This window comes from Arthrobacter sp. CC3 (assembly GCF_039907775.1).
In the GTDB taxonomy this organism is placed as follows: domain Bacteria; phylum Actinomycetota; class Actinomycetes; order Actinomycetales; family Micrococcaceae; genus Arthrobacter.
Window position 1 is genome coordinate 22,384 of sequence record NZ_JARCCY010000027.1, and the last position, 15,323, is coordinate 37,706.

At 67.1% G+C, this 15,323-nt stretch carries 11 protein-coding genes; 2 read left to right on the forward strand and 9 right to left on the reverse strand.

Annotated elements, in window-relative coordinates; translation table 11 throughout:
• Window positions 1-16: 16 nt before the first annotated feature.
• The 4 genes from PV761_RS15960 to PV761_RS15975 all read right to left on the reverse strand — a co-directional run bounded on the left by PV761_RS15960 (window position 17) and on the right by PV761_RS15975 (window position 4,326).
• Window positions 17-889 (reverse strand): carbohydrate ABC transporter permease, encoded by an 873-nt coding sequence (locus PV761_RS15960; protein WP_028269969.1) that lies wholly within the window; start codon window positions 887-889, stop codon window positions 17-19.
• Window positions 889-1,863 carry an ABC transporter permease subunit gene (locus tag PV761_RS15965; RefSeq protein WP_347898218.1) on the reverse strand — a complete coding sequence of 325 codons (975 nt, stop codon included), beginning with the start codon at window positions 1,861-1,863 and terminating at the stop codon, window positions 889-891. Before PV761_RS15965 ends, PV761_RS15960 begins: the two co-directional genes overlap by 1 nt.
• Window positions 1,860-3,389 carry an extracellular solute-binding protein gene (locus tag PV761_RS15970; protein WP_347898220.1) on the reverse strand — a complete coding sequence of 510 codons (1,530 nt, stop codon included), beginning with the start codon at window positions 3,387-3,389 and terminating at the stop codon, window positions 1,860-1,862. The genes PV761_RS15965 and PV761_RS15970 overlap by 4 nt, the downstream gene beginning before the upstream one ends.
• A gap of 193 nt (window positions 3,390-3,582) precedes the next feature.
• On the reverse strand, window positions 3,583-4,326 hold the full coding sequence (locus tag PV761_RS15975; RefSeq protein WP_347898222.1) for a DUF624 domain-containing protein: 744 nt from the start codon (window positions 4,324-4,326) through the stop codon (window positions 3,583-3,585).
• A gap of 258 nt (window positions 4,327-4,584) precedes the next feature.
• On the opposite strand from PV761_RS15975, the gene PV761_RS15980 reads away from it, so the two are divergent.
• Both PV761_RS15980 and PV761_RS15985 read left to right on the forward strand, forming a co-directional pair.
• Complete coding sequence (locus PV761_RS15980; RefSeq protein ID WP_347898224.1) at window positions 4,585-6,675, forward strand: DUF6807 family protein; 2,091 nt, start codon at window positions 4,585-4,587, stop codon at window positions 6,673-6,675.
• Complete coding sequence (locus PV761_RS15985; RefSeq protein ID WP_347898226.1) at window positions 6,672-9,926, forward strand: family 78 glycoside hydrolase catalytic domain; 3,255 nt, start codon at window positions 6,672-6,674, stop codon at window positions 9,924-9,926. The genes PV761_RS15980 and PV761_RS15985 overlap by 4 nt, the downstream gene beginning before the upstream one ends.
• Before the next feature lie 27 nt (window positions 9,927-9,953).
• On the opposite strand, the gene PV761_RS15990 is transcribed toward PV761_RS15985, so the two are convergent.
• The 5 genes from PV761_RS15990 to PV761_RS16010 form a co-directional block, all read right to left on the reverse strand.
• Complete coding sequence (locus tag PV761_RS15990; RefSeq protein WP_347898228.1) at window positions 9,954-11,243, reverse strand: extracellular solute-binding protein; 1,290 nt, start codon at window positions 11,241-11,243, stop codon at window positions 9,954-9,956.
• Window positions 11,244-11,402: 159 nt separating this feature from the next.
• Window positions 11,403-12,608, reverse strand: a complete 1,206-nt coding sequence (locus PV761_RS15995; RefSeq protein ID WP_347898274.1) for an MFS transporter — start codon at window positions 12,606-12,608, stop codon at window positions 11,403-11,405.
• Window positions 12,609-12,800: 192 nt separating this feature from the next.
• Window positions 12,801-13,418: a Poxvirus protein I5 gene (locus PV761_RS16000; RefSeq protein WP_347898230.1), complete on the reverse strand. Its 618-nt coding sequence runs from the start codon at window positions 13,416-13,418 to the stop codon at window positions 12,801-12,803.
• Between the two features lie 4 nt (window positions 13,419-13,422).
• Entirely contained in the window at window positions 13,423-14,355 is a 933-nt protein-coding gene (locus PV761_RS16005) for a carbohydrate ABC transporter permease (RefSeq protein ID WP_028269962.1), read from the reverse strand.
• Window positions 14,352-15,305, reverse strand: a complete 954-nt coding sequence (locus tag PV761_RS16010) for a sugar ABC transporter permease (RefSeq protein ID WP_347898232.1) — start codon at window positions 15,303-15,305, stop codon at window positions 14,352-14,354. The genes PV761_RS16005 and PV761_RS16010 overlap by 4 nt, the downstream gene beginning before the upstream one ends.
• Window positions 15,306-15,323: the final 18 nt, after the last annotated feature.

A 15,323-nucleotide genomic window follows, 5' to 3' on the forward strand; every position in this document is an offset into this window, starting at 1 on the left:
GCAAGCCGAAGCCGGCTCAGCCCTTGACGGAGCCGATGAGCATGCCCTTGGCGAAGTGCTTTTGCAGGAAGGGGTAGAAGATCAGGATGGGCAGGGTGGCCACCACGATCACTGCGAATTTGATGCCCTGTTCCGGCGGGATGTAGTTCGGGTCCACGTTGCCGGAGCCCAGGAGGTCGGACGAGGCGGTGACCTGGCGCAGGTACATCTGCAGGGTCCACTTGGAGTTGTCGCTCAGGTAGAGCAGGGGCGACATGAAATCGTTCCATATGCCCACGGCGTAGAAGAGCGCGAACGTTGCCAGCACGGGCTTGGACAGCGGCAGCAGGATCCTCCACAGGATCCCGATTTCCGTGGCGCCGTCCATCTTGGCAGACTCCTCCAGCTCGGCCGGGAGTTCCTGGAAAAAGTTCTTGATGATGATCAGGCTGAACGGGTTGATGGCGGCCGGCAGGATCAGCGCCCAGTAGCTGTTGAGCAGGCCGAGGTCCTTGATCAGCAGGAAGGTGGGGATCATGCCGCCGGAGAACACCATCGCGAAGACCACCAGGGACAGGATCAGCTGCCGGCCGCGAAGGTTCCGCTTGGCCAGCGGGTAGGCCATGGTGACGGTCAGGATGAGCTGGACCACCGTGCCCACGGCCGTGACCAGGACGGTGGTGACCAGCGCCCGGATGAAGGCCGGGGTGGAGAAGATGTATTCGTAGGCTCCCAGGCTGAACTGTTCCGGCCAGACGAAGAAGGCCCGGCGGGTGATTTCCGCTTCGGTGGCAAACGAGCCGGCGAACACGTAGACGAACGGCAGCAGTGTCAGGACGCCGATCACGGCCAGAAAGACGTAGTTGGCGGCATCGAAGATCCGGCCGCCGGTGGTGTTGTGGATCTTCATTAGAACAGTCCGCTCTGGTTGAACCGCTTGGCCAGGGCGTTGGTGCCGAAGATCAGCACAATGCCCACCAGGGACTTGAACAGTCCGACGGCGGTGGAGTAGCTGTAGGCGCCCTGGGTAATGCCCACGAAGTACACGTAGGTGTCGAAGACGTCCGCTACCTCGCGGTTCAGGGCGTTGGTCATGAGGTAGATCTGTTCGAAGCCGGTATTCAGCATCTGCCCGATCGCCAGGATGAGCATCACGATGATGGTGGAGCGGATCCCGGGCAGGGTGATGTGCCAGACCCTGCGGAACCTGCCGGCACCGTCGATGATCGCGGCCTCGTACTGGTCCTGGTCCACGGTGGCCAGGGCGGCGAGGAAGATGATGGTGCCCCAGCCGGTGTTCTTCCAGATCTCCTGGAGCACAATGAGCGGCCGGAACCAGGCGGGGTCGGAGAGGAAGTCGATGTCCGTGCCAAGCACTGAGTTGATGAACAGGAACAGCGGCCCGAAGTCCAGGGCGAAGAGCAGGAAGCTCAGCGACGCCACGATGGTCCAGGACAGGAAGTGCGGGATGTACACCAGCGTCTGGACGGTGCGCTTGAGGATCGAGAGGCGGACCTCATTCAGCAGCAGCGCCAGCACGATGGTCAGCGGGAACGCGATGCCCAGGTTCAGGAACGCGAGGATCAGGGTGTTGCCCAGCAGCCGGCCGAAGTCCGGGTTGGCGAAGAAATCCTGGAAGTGCTGGAAGCCCACCCACGGGCTGGCGTTGACGCCCAGGAACGGGACGTAGTCCTTGAACGCGATGGACACCCCGTACATCGGGGCGTACCGGAACACCGCAAAGTAGAGGACCCCCGGCAGCAGGAGCAGGTACAGCCACTTGTAATGCGCGAAGTGGACGGCGAAGCGGCGCCGCCGCCCCGGGGCAGGCGCTGGTGGCGGCGCCTGCCCCGGGGCTTTGACGTCAACGGTGGACGTTGTCACTTGCTGTCCTGCCAGAGCTTGTTGATCTCGTCCTGGACCTTGTCGCCTCCGCTGGTCTTCCACAGCTTGATGGCATCCTTCAGGCCCTGCTCATCGGTCTGGCCGGCGAGGTACTTGATCCGGGCGTCGGCCACGATGTTGTCCAGCTGTGCGCCCTTGGCGACGTAGGTGGGCGAAACGAACGCTGCGGCGGGGTTGTAGACGGCGCTCTTCAGGTCCTGAGCCATGACCTCGACCCGCTTGTCGAAGACTTCCTGCTCGTAGTCCGAGGCCTGCTTGACGGGGTAGAAGTTGTTGCCCGTGACGTTGGTGCCCAGCTGCGCGTAGCTCTTGATGTCCGTGGCCACGGCCTTGCCTTCAGGGGTTTCGGGTTTGATGGCGGCTGCCTTGCCGTCCTGGACAGTGAAGTTGACGCCTTCGATGCCGTTGTTGAGGAGCGCGGCCACGTCCTTGGAGTTCATCTTGTCGAGGAACTGCAGAACGTTCTTCAGCTCAGCCTCGGTGCGGACGCTGGTCTTGGGCACGGCCAGGAAGCCGGAGTAGCCGTCCGTGGGATGGGTGTGCAGTTCGCCGTCCGGGCCTTTGAGCCCGCCGACGAAGCCCACCTTGTTCTGGAAGTCGTTCGGGTTGGCCTGCTTGAACAGGTTGATGAGGACGCTGACGCGGGAGTCGACGTCAACGATGATGCCGCCCTTGCCGTTGAAGAACGGTTCGTTCCACTTGGTGCCGTCAAAGGTGGCGAAGTCCGGGTTGATGAGTTTCTCGTCCACCATCTTCTTGACGAAGCGGTTGGCTTCCAGGAATTCCTCGGTCTCGAAGCTGGGAATCAGCTTTCCGTCCCTTTCGGTCCACCGGTTGCCTGCGCCGTACCAGGTTTCAATCATGTCGTACGGGCTGTTGGTGCCCAGGGCGCCGAACTTGGGAACTGTGATGCCCCAGGTGTCGTTCTGGCCGTTGCCGTCCGGGTCCTGTTCGGTGAATGCTTTGGCCACCTTGTAGAGGTCCTCGGTGGTTTCGGGAGCTTTCAGTCCGAGCTTGTCCAGCCAGTCCTGGCGGAACATGACGGCCGAGCGGATGGGGTTGCGGGCACGGAAGACGCCGTAGACCTTGCCGTTGACGCTGGCGTTCTTCTCGACCTCCGGGAAGGTGGTCTTCAGGTTGGGGTACTCGTCCAGCTTGTCGGTGAGGTCCCAGAAGGCCCCCGCTTCGGCATTCTTGACGAAGCCCGGCGACTTGCCCTGCACCACCATGACCTGGGGGATCTCGGAGGAGGCGAGCGTGATGTTCATCTTGTCCTCGTAGGACGCGTTCGGCGTCCAGGTGATGCTCACGTCCTTGCCGGTGAGTTCCTCCAGCTTCTGCTGCACCGCGCCGTCGGCGGACGGCGGCTGTGCCTCCAGGAACGGCGCCATGATGGTGATCTTCGAGGAATCGGCAGCCGGCGCTTCACCCCCGCTGCACGCCGTGAGGGTCAAGGCGGTGGCGGTGACGACGGCGGCCGCCAGGCTGAGTTTTCTGCGGATCATGGTTATTTCCTTTTCCACTTCTTCGGGGTCGGTTGGGTCAGGTGGGTCGGTCGGTCAGTTTTTGGGGCTGGCTCTGGAGTCAGGTGTGGGTCCGGGAAGTGCTGGCATCATTTTGATACGTTTCATTACATGCCCGGCAAAGCCGTCCCGCGCCAACGCGGAGGACTCCAGGCTCCGGCGGGCGTCGGACGGCTCAGGCAAGGGGGGCTCCGACCATTGCGGCCGGGAGCGCGGCGCCCGCGGCAGGCTCGCCAGCACTACCGGTCACCGATTCGTCGTTCGCAGTGAAGAAGCGGTCGCACAGCCACCCGGTCACGTAGAGCCACGCTCCGACGCTGAAGAAAGGGATAAGTCCCGGCAGCGCCTGGCTGGCGAACAGCGCGACGGCGGTCACGAACAGCAGGATCGCCGTCCCCGCCAGGTGCCGGAGGGCAAACCGCGAGGACATCAGGAGGTACTGCGGAAGCGGAAGCTCGTAGCGGGCAAACATCGGAAAGAGATGGCAGGCAACAGCCACCAGGAAGATCGCGGCAACAAAGGTCCCGGCCGCCAGCAGCTGCGAAAGAAGGTCGCCGGAGCGGGAGAAGTAGTTCCAGTTCAAGGCCAGGGCGGCTCCGGCCAGCAGGATCGGCAGCGCCAGGGCATTGCCGCGGCCAAAGTTGCGTCCATACTCCCGGGCGAAGGAGCGGAACAGCGGAGCAGCCTCGCCCCGGACCCGGCGGCGCACCATGACCTGCGCGGCGGCCGTGGCGGGGCCCGCCCCGAGGACGCCCAGCCCGGCGAGCGAGAACACCATCCACAGCAGGTTCAGGCAGGCAATCCAGAGCAGGGTGTCGAAAAATGAGTACGCCTTGGCGCTAAAACTTCCAGCCAGCACAGCCAGCCCCCTTCGGATCTCCATCGTTGCAGAAACGGGGGCCACAGTGGTCCACGTCACCTCAGTAAGCGGTTTCTCGAAAATCTAGACGCTTTTACTGCGGCGGTCAAGGCGAAATTTGAATCGTTACATATTGGCCCGAGCCGGGTTAGACTGATGGCAGCAGCAAATTGGAAAGCGCTTACCATCCGTTGGGGCGGGCCCCCCGGCCTACTCTGAAAGCGACGGTCGCGGGCCCCGCCCCGGCGATTTCCGCATCGACACCGACGTCAGACCCGGCCCCGGAAAGGGAAGCCCCGGGCACAGAAGAGGAGAGCCATGGGCACCCTGTCCGCGCCCGTCCCGGAAGAACCCGACATGCCTGCCACGGAAGGCAGGATCGCCTCCGCCCCGGCCAGGGTGGCCCTCGTCGGCGTTCACGGCTTCGGCACCCACCACCTCCACAACCTTGAAAGGCTCCAGCACGATGGAGCCGTCACCCTCGTGGCCGTTGCCGACCCGAATCCTCCGGCCGCCGGCGCGCTCCCGCCCGGAACCGGAGTGTTCGGCACCCTGGACGAGCTCCTGGCGGCAACCCCGGTGCTGGACCTCATTATTGTGGCCACGCCCATCCAGACGCACGCACCGCTCGCGCTCACGGCCCTCCCCCACGCCGACCTCTACTTGGAGAAGCCCCCGGTGGCTTCCCTGGCCGATTTCACCAGGCTGCAGGACGCCGCCGCAGCGGCCGGACGGAGCGTCCAGATCGGCTTCCAGAGCCTGGGCTCGCAAGCCCTGCAGGCCATCGAAGAGCTGCTGGCCGCCGGCGAAATCGGCACCCTCCTGGGAATCTCCGCGACCGGCCGCTGGGTACGCGACCGCGCTTACTACAAGAGGTCGCGCTGGGCGGGCAAACGCAGCCTGGACGGCGTCGACGTGGTGGACGGCGTGGCGACCAACCCCCTGGCCCACGCCATCGCCACTGCTTTGCGGATCGCCGGCGCGCGGACCGGGGACGATCTCGCCTCGGTGGAAACAGACCTCTACCGCGCCAACGACATCGAATCGGACGACACCTCGGTGATCCGGATCCGCACAACCTCCGGGCTTCCCATCACCTGTGCACTGACCCTCTGCGCCACGGAATCCGTGGAACCGTACGTCACCCTGCAGGGCAGTGAAGGCACTGCGGTGTTCCACTACACCGAAGACCGCCTGACCGTCAGCACTGCCGCCGGCGAGCGCCATCAGGTGTTTGGCCGGCTCGACCTTACCGAGAACCTGCTGGAGCACTTGCGGAACCGCCGCCCGCAGGACCTGCCGAGCGGTGCGCCGCTGATCAGTTCCCTCGCGGACAGCGGCGCGTTCATGCGCGTGCTGGAGGCGATCCGCACCGCCGCTGCCCCTGAGTTGGTCCCTGCCCGCTATATCGACTGGGTAGGCGAGGGCGACTCCGCCCACCCGGTGATCGCTGGCATCGAAGATGCCCTGGAACGCGCGACGGCGGCGCACGCCACCTTCAGCGAACTCGGCCTGCCCTGGGCGCGGCCTTCTGCCGACGGCGCGGACACGCTGTCCCTTTCCGCAGCGCCTCTTTCCACAGTGCCTCTTTCCACAGTGCTTCTCGTTACGGTCCGAAGCGGTTCCGCCCTCGCGGCCCGCCTCTCGCCCCGCCCGTACCTGCATCCGGTGCGGTCATTCGGCGGCGTCACCGTCACCGACCACTTGCCCGCGGACCATCCGTGGCACCTGGGCGCCGGCATCGCCCTGCAGGACGTGAACGGCACGAACTTCTGGGGCGGCAAGACGTATACCCGCGCCGCCGGACGGTACGAGGAACGCCCGGACCACGGCCGGATTGTGCAGCTCTCGGCAAGGCCGGAGACGGCATCACCGGACGGCATATCCCTCCACCAGGACCTGAGCTGGCAGGCGCCGGACGGCAGCGAACTCCTCCGCGAGCGCCGCACCACCCGCGCAGGAAGGGTGGACCACCGGACCTGGCGGCTGGACCTGGCAACCGAACTGACCGCCGTCGTCGACGCTTCGCTGGGCGGTCCCGGGTCCAACGGTGCCGCGGGCAGCGGCTACGGCGGGTTCTTCTGGCGGCTGCCTGCTTGCTCCGCGGCGGATGTCTTCACGGCGGACCGGGAGGGTGAGGCAGCCGTCCACGGCTCTGTCTCGCCCTGGCTGGCCTGGACCGCGGAGTTCCCGGAGGGCGCGGCGAGCCTGGTGTTTGCCGCGCCGGCCGAGGCACCCGATCCCTGGTTCGTCCGGCTGCACGGCTACCCGGGGGTGGGTTCGGCGCTGGCCTGGGACCGTCCGGTGATCCTCGCCGCGGGAGAATCGGTCCGTCGCTCCTTCACGGTGTGGATCGCCGACGGCACGCTGGCCCCGTCCGAGGCTGGCGCATTGGCTGCTGGCAGGTGACGGGGCACCTTGCCCCCGCCGGTCTTCTCACCGACGGGCTTGAAGCCTGCCTGACCGCCTCAAAGCGCCCGCACTTCGGCTGGGTCCTGGCGGCCGGAGAGGGAAGTGATCCGGCCTCCCGCCATCAGAGCGCCTATCAGCTCCGGGTCAGCGACGCGGCCGGCACGCAGCTATGGGACTCGGGCATCGTGGCCTCCGGTGAGCAGCACTATGTCCCCTACGGCGGCCTTGAGCTCGCACCGGACGCCGACTACCGGTGGGCCGTCCGCGTCCACGACGCCAGCGGCGTCCCCGGGCCCTGGTCCGCGCCGCAGGGTTTCAGCACGGGCCTCGACACTCCGGACTGGGACGCCGAATGGATCCGCCGGGAGCCCGGCGGCCGCGCCCCGCTGGAATTGTTCGACGGCGCCTTGCGGGTTGCCGGTTCGCCGTACCTCCCGCTCCCCTCCCCGCCCGTCCGCCAGGTCCGGCTGGAGGCGCGCGTGAGGCCTGCGATGGGATGGGCGGGCCTGCTCCTGCGCACCACCGGCCCCGGTACCGGCCTGCTGCTGGAACTGAATTCCGCCGGGGCCGTGGTCCTCCGGCGCGCGGCCCGGTGGGAGATCCCCTCCGCTTCCGTGCCCGCAACCGAGGTCCTCGCCAGCGCCCAGCGGGAACGCGACGTGACCATCGGCCAGGAACGGCTGCCCGGCAAGGACCTGGTCCCCGGCACCTGGCAGGACCTGACAGTCACCGACGACGGACGCACCATCACGGTGATGCTCGACGGCGCGGAGCTACTCACTGTGGACGAGCCCGCCCCTGCCGGGTTCCGGGGAAGCCTTGCCTTGCATCAGGGCCCGCGGAGCCAGGCCGAATACGGGTCGATCCTGGTCACTGAAACCACGGGCGGAACGGCGCTTGTTGACCACTGCTACGACGCCGGGGCTGACCGCGCAACTGCCTGCCTCGCCGAATGGACCCGCACCACCACCCACCGCCAGCCCGACGAGTGGACGCTGGCCCGCACGGACGTACCACTTTCCGGCACCGTGGTGCGCGCCAGGCTGTTCGCCGCCGCCAGCCACCAGGCCGTGTTCCGCGTCGACACAGCGTCCTCAGGCAGGGCAGTCCTGGAGACGTCGTCCTTCGGCTACCCGGGTGAGGGCTATTACGACGCCGCCGACGTCACCGCCCTGCTGCAGGCCGGGGTCCGCGATGTGGTCCTCTCCGCCCGGGTGCATTGGTACGGGCCGGGCCAGGGCCGGGCTGCCGGCGTTCCCGGGCTCCTGGCCCAGCTCCATGTCGACTACGAGGACGGCCGCCGCGAAGTGTTCGGCACTGGCCCCGGCTGGCAGGTGGCGGAAGGTCCGTACCGGCAGTCCGGTTACCGGAACGACGAAGGCGATCCGGTGGAGCATCTGGACGCCACCGCCCCGGGCGCCTCGGAGTCCGCCACCTGGGAACCCGCCACGTCGCTCGGCAGGCACCCCGTGGCAGATTTTCCCGCCGTTCTCCCCCGGCGCACGTTCCTGGCCCGGATACCCGTGCCTGCGGCCAGGCTGCTGACGGCGCAGGACGGTACGGTGGTGGCCGACTTCGGCCGCGTGCTTCCAGCCCGGCCGGTGGTGGAGTTCGCCGACGGCCGGGCCGGCCGCACGGTGATGATCCGGGCCGGCTACACCCTGGATAAGGAGGGCCGGGTTGACCGCGGCAAGTCGGCCAGCCAGAACACGGACATGTCCTACCCCTACACCCAGGCTTCCGGGCCGCAACGTTACGAAGCCGCCGTCCATCTGGGGTTCCGGTACGTCGAAGTACCCGGAATCCCGGCGGCGGAAATCGCCGCGGTGGGCGGCGTCGTCGTCCATTCCGAACATCCCGGAAGCGGACAGCGGGAGGGCGGCTTCAGCAGTTCCGATCCGGCGCTTGACGCCGTGTTCACGCTGCTGCGCGACTCCGCGCTGTACGGCGCGCAGGAACAGTTCGTGGATACCCCCACCCGCGAAAAGGGCCAGTTCCTGGGCGACGCCGTCAATATCTCTTACGCCACCATGGCACTTTTCGGCGAGCGGCACCTCACGGCCCAGGCCTTGCGCGAGTTTGCGGCGTCGGCCGGTCGGTACTGGTCCGGCGGCGGCGACCACGGCCGCTACAACGCGGTGTATCCCAACGGCGACGGCAAGCGCGACATCCCGGATTTCTCCCTGATGATGCCGGAATGGGTGGAGGATTACCACCGGAACAGCGGCGATACCGCCCTGGTGGAAGAGCTGCTGCCGGCCCTGCGCGCCACCGCCGGTTACGTGCTGCGGCACATCCCGGCGGACGGCCCGACGGCGGGACTCGTCACCCGCCTCGGCGGCGGCTCCGGTCCCTACCTCCACGGGATTGTGGACTGGCCGGCGCCCGGGCGCTTCGGCTATGACATGGCGTGCGCGGCCAAAACCACCGTCAACGCGCAGGCCTTTTCGGTCCTGGACGCGGTGGCCGGGTTGTGCGGGCTGACCGGTCGACGCCGGGAAGCCGAGGAGTACCGTGCGCGCTCGGTTGAGCTCTCCGCCGCGATCAACGCCCGCCTGCGCGTGGACGGAGTGATGGTGGACGGGCTGCACGGGGACGGCACCCCCAGCAGCCACGCCTCCCAGCACGCCACGTCCTTCCCGTTGTCGCTCGGCATCACCCCCCCGGAGTGGGTCCTGCGCGACGGGCGGCGCCTGGCCGGGATGGGAATGCGGCAGGGTCCCATGACAGTGCACCGCCTGGTGCGCGCACTGCTGGCGGCGGGGCTGGTGGACGAGGTGCTGGACCTGCTGACCAACCCCGGGCAGCCCGGCTGGGCACGGCTGCTGGAATCAGGAGCCAGTTTCACCTGGGAAGCCTGGGAACTGGACGAGGCCACGGACTACAGCCAGTCGCACGCGTGGTCCGCTTCCGTGATCCGGGAAATCCTGAGCCACCTGCTCGGCATCCGGGTGACTGACGGGGGCGCGGAGGCCCGCATCGAACCCCCGGCCGGCCGGCTGGGGCACGCCCGCGGGAGTGTCCCGCTCCAGCGCGGAACGGTGTCTGCCAGCTGGCGTCGCGGCCCCGCCGGGGTGAAACTGGGCTGCACGGTGCCCGCCGGAGTCCGCGCGGTGGTGGTGCTGCCGGCCGGACGCTACACGGCGGAGGGCCCGACGCCGGTTTCCGCCGTCGTCGGGCCCTCCACGGGAGCCGGCCCCGTCACGTTCCGGATCCATCCGGGGACCTGGCACTTCCGGCCGGAATAGCCAGGCGGCCGGCCCTGGCTCGGCCCGCTAGCTGAGTCCGCTCTTGATCTCGTCGATCGACTTCTTCGCGGCCTCCTCCGGGCTCAGCCGGCCGAAGTGGACCTCGGTGACGAAGCGGGTGAGGATTTCCGAGGCCGGGCTGGAACCTGCCGGCGGGACAACAGGGGCGTCGCCCACTTCATCCGCAATGTCGTTGATGAAGGTGGCCGTGGCGGCGTCCGCCGGGCTGAGTTTGGGCTGGATGGCGTCGCGCACTTCGGAGTTGCCGGGGATGCCGCGGTCAGCCAGCGCGATCTCGCCCGCTTCGACGCTGTTCGCCAGGAAATCGATGAACTGCTGTGCCTCTTTCGGGTGCTTGGTGCGCGAGCTCGCGGACCAGAGCTGGGACGCCTTGTAGTACTGCTGTGCCGACTTGGCATCACCGTCCGTGCTCGGCGGCCGCTTGATCTCCAGGGGCTGGCCGGAGGCCTTGGTCAGGGCTCCCAGCTGGTTGGACCACAGCCACCCCATGGCGAACTTGTTGGTGGCCAGGCCTGTCTGGTCCAGCGATGCGCTGGCCTCTTCAGTCATGACGGAGGCGGGCGGCACCGATTTGGCGTCGCGGAGGCCGGCCTGGAACTCGAAGTAGGACGTGGCGTCGGACTCATCGAACCCCAGCTTCCCGTCCGCGGTGAAGAGGGACTTTCCATGCTGCCGCAGCCAGAGATTGAAGGAGGCGTCTCCGGTAATGGGCCCGGATCCGTAGGTGCCCGCCTTGCCTTTGGCTGTGATGTCGGCGGCCGTCTTCTCGTAGTCCTGCCAGGTCCAGGACTGGTCGTCCGGCAGCGGCACGCCGCTGGCGGAGACCAGCGAGGGGTTGGCCAGCACCACCAGTGCATTCATTCCCGCCGTCACGGCAAACTGTCCGTCCGGGGTCTTCCCCGCGTCTGCCGCAGCCTTGTCGAATTTGGACAGGTCCACGTCCTTGAGGTCCAGCAGCGCCCCGCGCTTGGCATATTCACCCAGGTATTGGAGGTCCATCTGGATGACGTCCGGAGCCTGCTGCGAAGCCACCTGGGTGGCGAGCTTGTCCCAGTAGCCGGACCAGTCCCCGTACTCGCCCTCAACCTTGATGTTGGGGTTCTTGGCCTCGAACGCGTCAATCAGCTTCTGCGTCATTTTGTGCCGGACATCCGAGCCCCACCAGGTAAAGCGCAGCGTCACCGGGCCGCCGGCATCGGACTGGGCACCGCCTCCGCAGCCGGAAAGGGTCAGGGCGAGGGCGGCCGCCACTGCCGCAATCTTGGGAGTCCGGGATTTTAGGGCGCGAAAAATCATTCGATGTCCTCTTCGACGGGTGGATTGAAACGAGTGAGAAAACGCTTTCTCACTTACCCTAAATGTGTGCCCGGTCACAGTCAATGCCCTGTCGCAGTCAATGCGGATGCGCTGCCGGTTTTGTCCGGCTCGAGGGACTACGGCGGTCGATGGCTCGGGTTAGCTGGCGAAAGACCCGTCGCCGGACCGCCGCCTGGCGGTCAGCCACAGCAGCAGCCCGATGACTGCAGCGGAGAGGATTCCGAGCGCGCCGGTCACCACCAGTCCGGTCCTGACGCCGAACTCTTCCGTAAGCCAGCCGGCGAGCAGCCCGCCAAGGGCGTGCCCGCCCAGCAGCAGCGGCAGGTACAGGGCAAGGACGCGGCCCCGGACTTCCGCTCCGGCTTCCAGCTGGACGGTGGTTGCCGCGCTGGTCAGGAAGAGCAGCGTCATCACCCCCACCAGCACCAGCATGGCCACAAACAGCTCCTGCGTCGGCATCAGGGCGGCCACCAGCTGGGTGAGGCCGAACAGCCCCGCGCTCACCACGATTCCGCGGCGCCCCAGGGTGCGGAGCCGCGCCGCCAGCAACGCGCCTGCCAGGGCACCGCCGGCACTGAACGTGTTAAACATGCCAAAGCCGGCGGCGCCGCTGTGCCAGACGTCGCTGGCGAACGCCGCAAGCACCACGGGTCCGTTCATGCCGAACGCGCCGAGGAGCCCGGCCAGCAGCATCACCAGCAGGAGGGACGGCCGGTGTCGCACGTAGCGGAAGCCGGCCAGGACCTGCCCGCGCCCGCGGAGGGGCGGTTCGCTGGGGTGCAGCTGGGAGGTCCTGATGGCGATGATCATGCCCAGTACCGCCAGGCACACCAGCGCGTTCGCGGCGAAGGCGGCAGCCGAACCCGCCCTGGCGATCAGCAGGCCGCCGAGGGCGGGGCCCACCATCGCGCCGAGCTGGCCGATAGCGTTGTTCAGGCCGATCGCGGGGCGCAGGGCGGCATCCCCCACCACCTCGTTGACGAACGCCTGGCGGGCCGGGCCATCCACGGCGGACGTGACACCCAAGGCCGCGCAGCAGGCGTATACGGCCCAGACGGTGATCCCGCCGCCGGCATCCAGGACGGCGAGGGTGAGGGCCAGGAGGGCGGTGACGGACTGGCAGATCAGCAGGATGCGGCGCTTCGGGAAGAGGTCCACCAGCACGCCGCTGAGCGGTCCCACCACCAGCATGGGCAGGAACTGGAGCGCCACCGCCACGCCCACGGCCGCGGGGCTTCCCGTCAGCTGCAGGACCAGCCAGTCCTGGGCCAGGCGCTGCATCCAGACGCCCGTGCTGCCGGCCAGCTGAATGGCTACGAACAGGCGGTAGTTGCGCTGGGCCAGCGGGTGGTACCAGCGCGGCGGCCGTTCTAATCCTGGCGCAGCTGCCGGCGCTGAACGTTGTCCTGAACCATGTCCTGAACTTTGTCCTGGACCATGTTCGGGGGCTTGGAGGGACTCTTCGGACGGGTGGCGCTCGGAAGTCACGTCTGGCTCAACTCGGTAGTGAAGGGGACCTGCTGGGACGGTTTGGTGCTACGCGCGCGCCGCGCGCATCTTGACTGCGGCCGCGGCCAGGACCAGGGTGCCCGGCACCACGACGAACAGGGCTGCCAGCATCCACACAAACACCACCGCGGCGAAGAGCGCGGCGGCCAGCAGGAGGGAGCCGGTCCAGTCGCGGACCGAGAGTGCCTTCGCGGCTGCCAGGGCGGACGGCCAGCCGCGCCCGGGCGCCTGGCCGCCCGCAAAATCCGACCACGCTGCTGCGGTGCGCAGCAGCAGGATGGCTCCTGCGGCCGCCAGGACGACCGTGGCCGGCAGGACAACGGAGCTGCCCGGCAACTGCCCGACCGTTGCGAGCAGGAGGTTCAGGACAACCACGACGGCGGCTGCCGCCGTCGTGATTCCCAGCTTCCAGCTGCCCGGCAGCGCCGAGCGGAACGTGCCCCAGAGGCCGCGGACTGAGTCATCCCTGCCCGAGAGGTGCCGCTCGAGGTGGGCGATGCCCGCCGCATACGCGGCGGGGATCGTCACCAGCGGGATGGACAGCACCAGCACCAGCAGTCCGGCCAGCAGGGTCTCGGAAAACAGGGCGAAGCGGTTGACCGGGATCGGTTCGTCGCGGCCGGACGCGGGTGTGGTGCTGTCCACGCCGTCAGCCCTTGAGGCCCTGGGTGGAGACGCCTTCAACGATGTAGCGCTGGAAGACCAGGAAGAACACCAGGACCGGCAGGAGGGCCATCACGGACATGGCGATCATTGCCCCGTAGTCAGAGGACTGGGTCTGGTCCACGAAGAGGCGCAGGGCCAGCGGCAGCGGATACTTCTCCGGGGAGTTCAGGTAGAGCAGCGGGCCCAGGAAGTCGTTCCAGCTCCAGATGAAGGAGAAGATCGAGGTGGAGATCAGGGCCGGCTTCATCAGCGGAAGCATGATCGAGGTGAAGATCCGCACGTGCCCGGCGCCGTCGATGCGGGCCGCCTCGTCCAGCTCGGCCGGAAGGTTCCGCATGAACTGGACCATCAGGAACACGAAGAACGCGTCCGCGGCCAGGAACTTGCCGATCAGCAGTGGAACGTAGGTGTCCACCAGGCCCAGCTGCTGGAAGACGATGTACTGCGGAATGATCACCACGTGGAAGGGCAGCAGCAGGGTGGCAATCATCATGCCGAAGAAGATGCTGCGGCCGGGGAACTTGATCCGGGCGAAGGCGTAGGCCGAGACGGACGCGGAGAGGATGGTGCCCACCACGGCGCCGACGGCCAGGACCAGGGAGTTGGTGAAGAACTGCAGGGTGGAGACCCCGCCGATCCCTTCCATGGCCGTGACGAAGTTGTCGAAGCTGAAGTTGCTGGACCACAGCGAGGTGTTCGACCCGCCGATTTCGGCGTTCGGCTTGAAGGACGAGGCGATCATCCACAGCGCCGGGTAGAGCACGACGGCGGTCAGTGCCAGCGCCACGATGTGGAAGATGACGCTCTTGGCGCGTTTGGCGCCCGCTGACTCGGACTTCGGGTTGTACACGGGCGCCGGGGCTTCGGCTGCCTGCTTGACGGGTTTCGGCTGTGTGGGTGTTGCCATGGTTGTCATTTCGAATCACCGCTGTAGTGGACCCAGGACTTGGACGTGCGGAAGAAGATCAGCGTGATGATGCCGACGACGATCACCAGGAGCCAGGCCATCGCCGAGGCGTAGCCCATCCGGAAGTCGCTGAAGCCCCGCAGGTACAGGTAGAGGGTGTAGAAGAGGGTGGAGCCGGCCGGGCCGCCTTCACCATTGGAGATGATATAGGCCGAGGCGAAGATCTGGAATGCGTGGATGGTTTCCATCAGCAGGTTGAAGAAGATCACCGGGGAGAGCATGGGCCAGGTGATGTTGAAGAACTTCCGGACCTGACCGGCACCGTCCATGGACGCCGCTTCGTAGAGGTCGGCCGGGATCTGCTTGAGGCCGGCGAGGAAGATGACCATCGGGGCGCCGAACTGCCAAACGGTCAGCAGGATCATCATCGGCATGGTCATGGAGGGGTTGCCCACCCAGCCGCCGAGGTTGATGCCGAAGAAGGACAGTCCCTGGTCCACCGGGCCGGAATCGCCGAACATCGCCTTCCACACGATCGCGATGGAGACGGACGCGCCGATCAGGGAGGGGGCGTAGAACGCCGAGCGGTAGAAGCCCTGCCCTTTGCGCTTGCTGTTGAGCAGCATGGCGATGGCCAGTGCGGCGGCGAGCTTCATCGGGGTTCCGAAGACCACGTAGGACACGGTCACGCCGACCGACTGCAGGAACCGTTCGTCCTGGAACAGGGTGGTGTAGTTGTCCAGCCCGATCCACTTGGGCGGATCGAACAGGTTGTAGTTAGTGAAGGACAGGTACAGCGAGGAAATCATCGGCCCCACGGTCAGGGCGATGAATCCCAGCAGCCAGGGCATCAGGAAGGTGTAGCCGGCGCGGGCGTCCGCCCCCCGCTGCCGCGACTTGCGCGGCAGCGGGGGCGTGGACGACGCCGAATGCCTGTTCAGGGTTGGGCTTTGAGTCATGTCTATATTCCGTCAGTT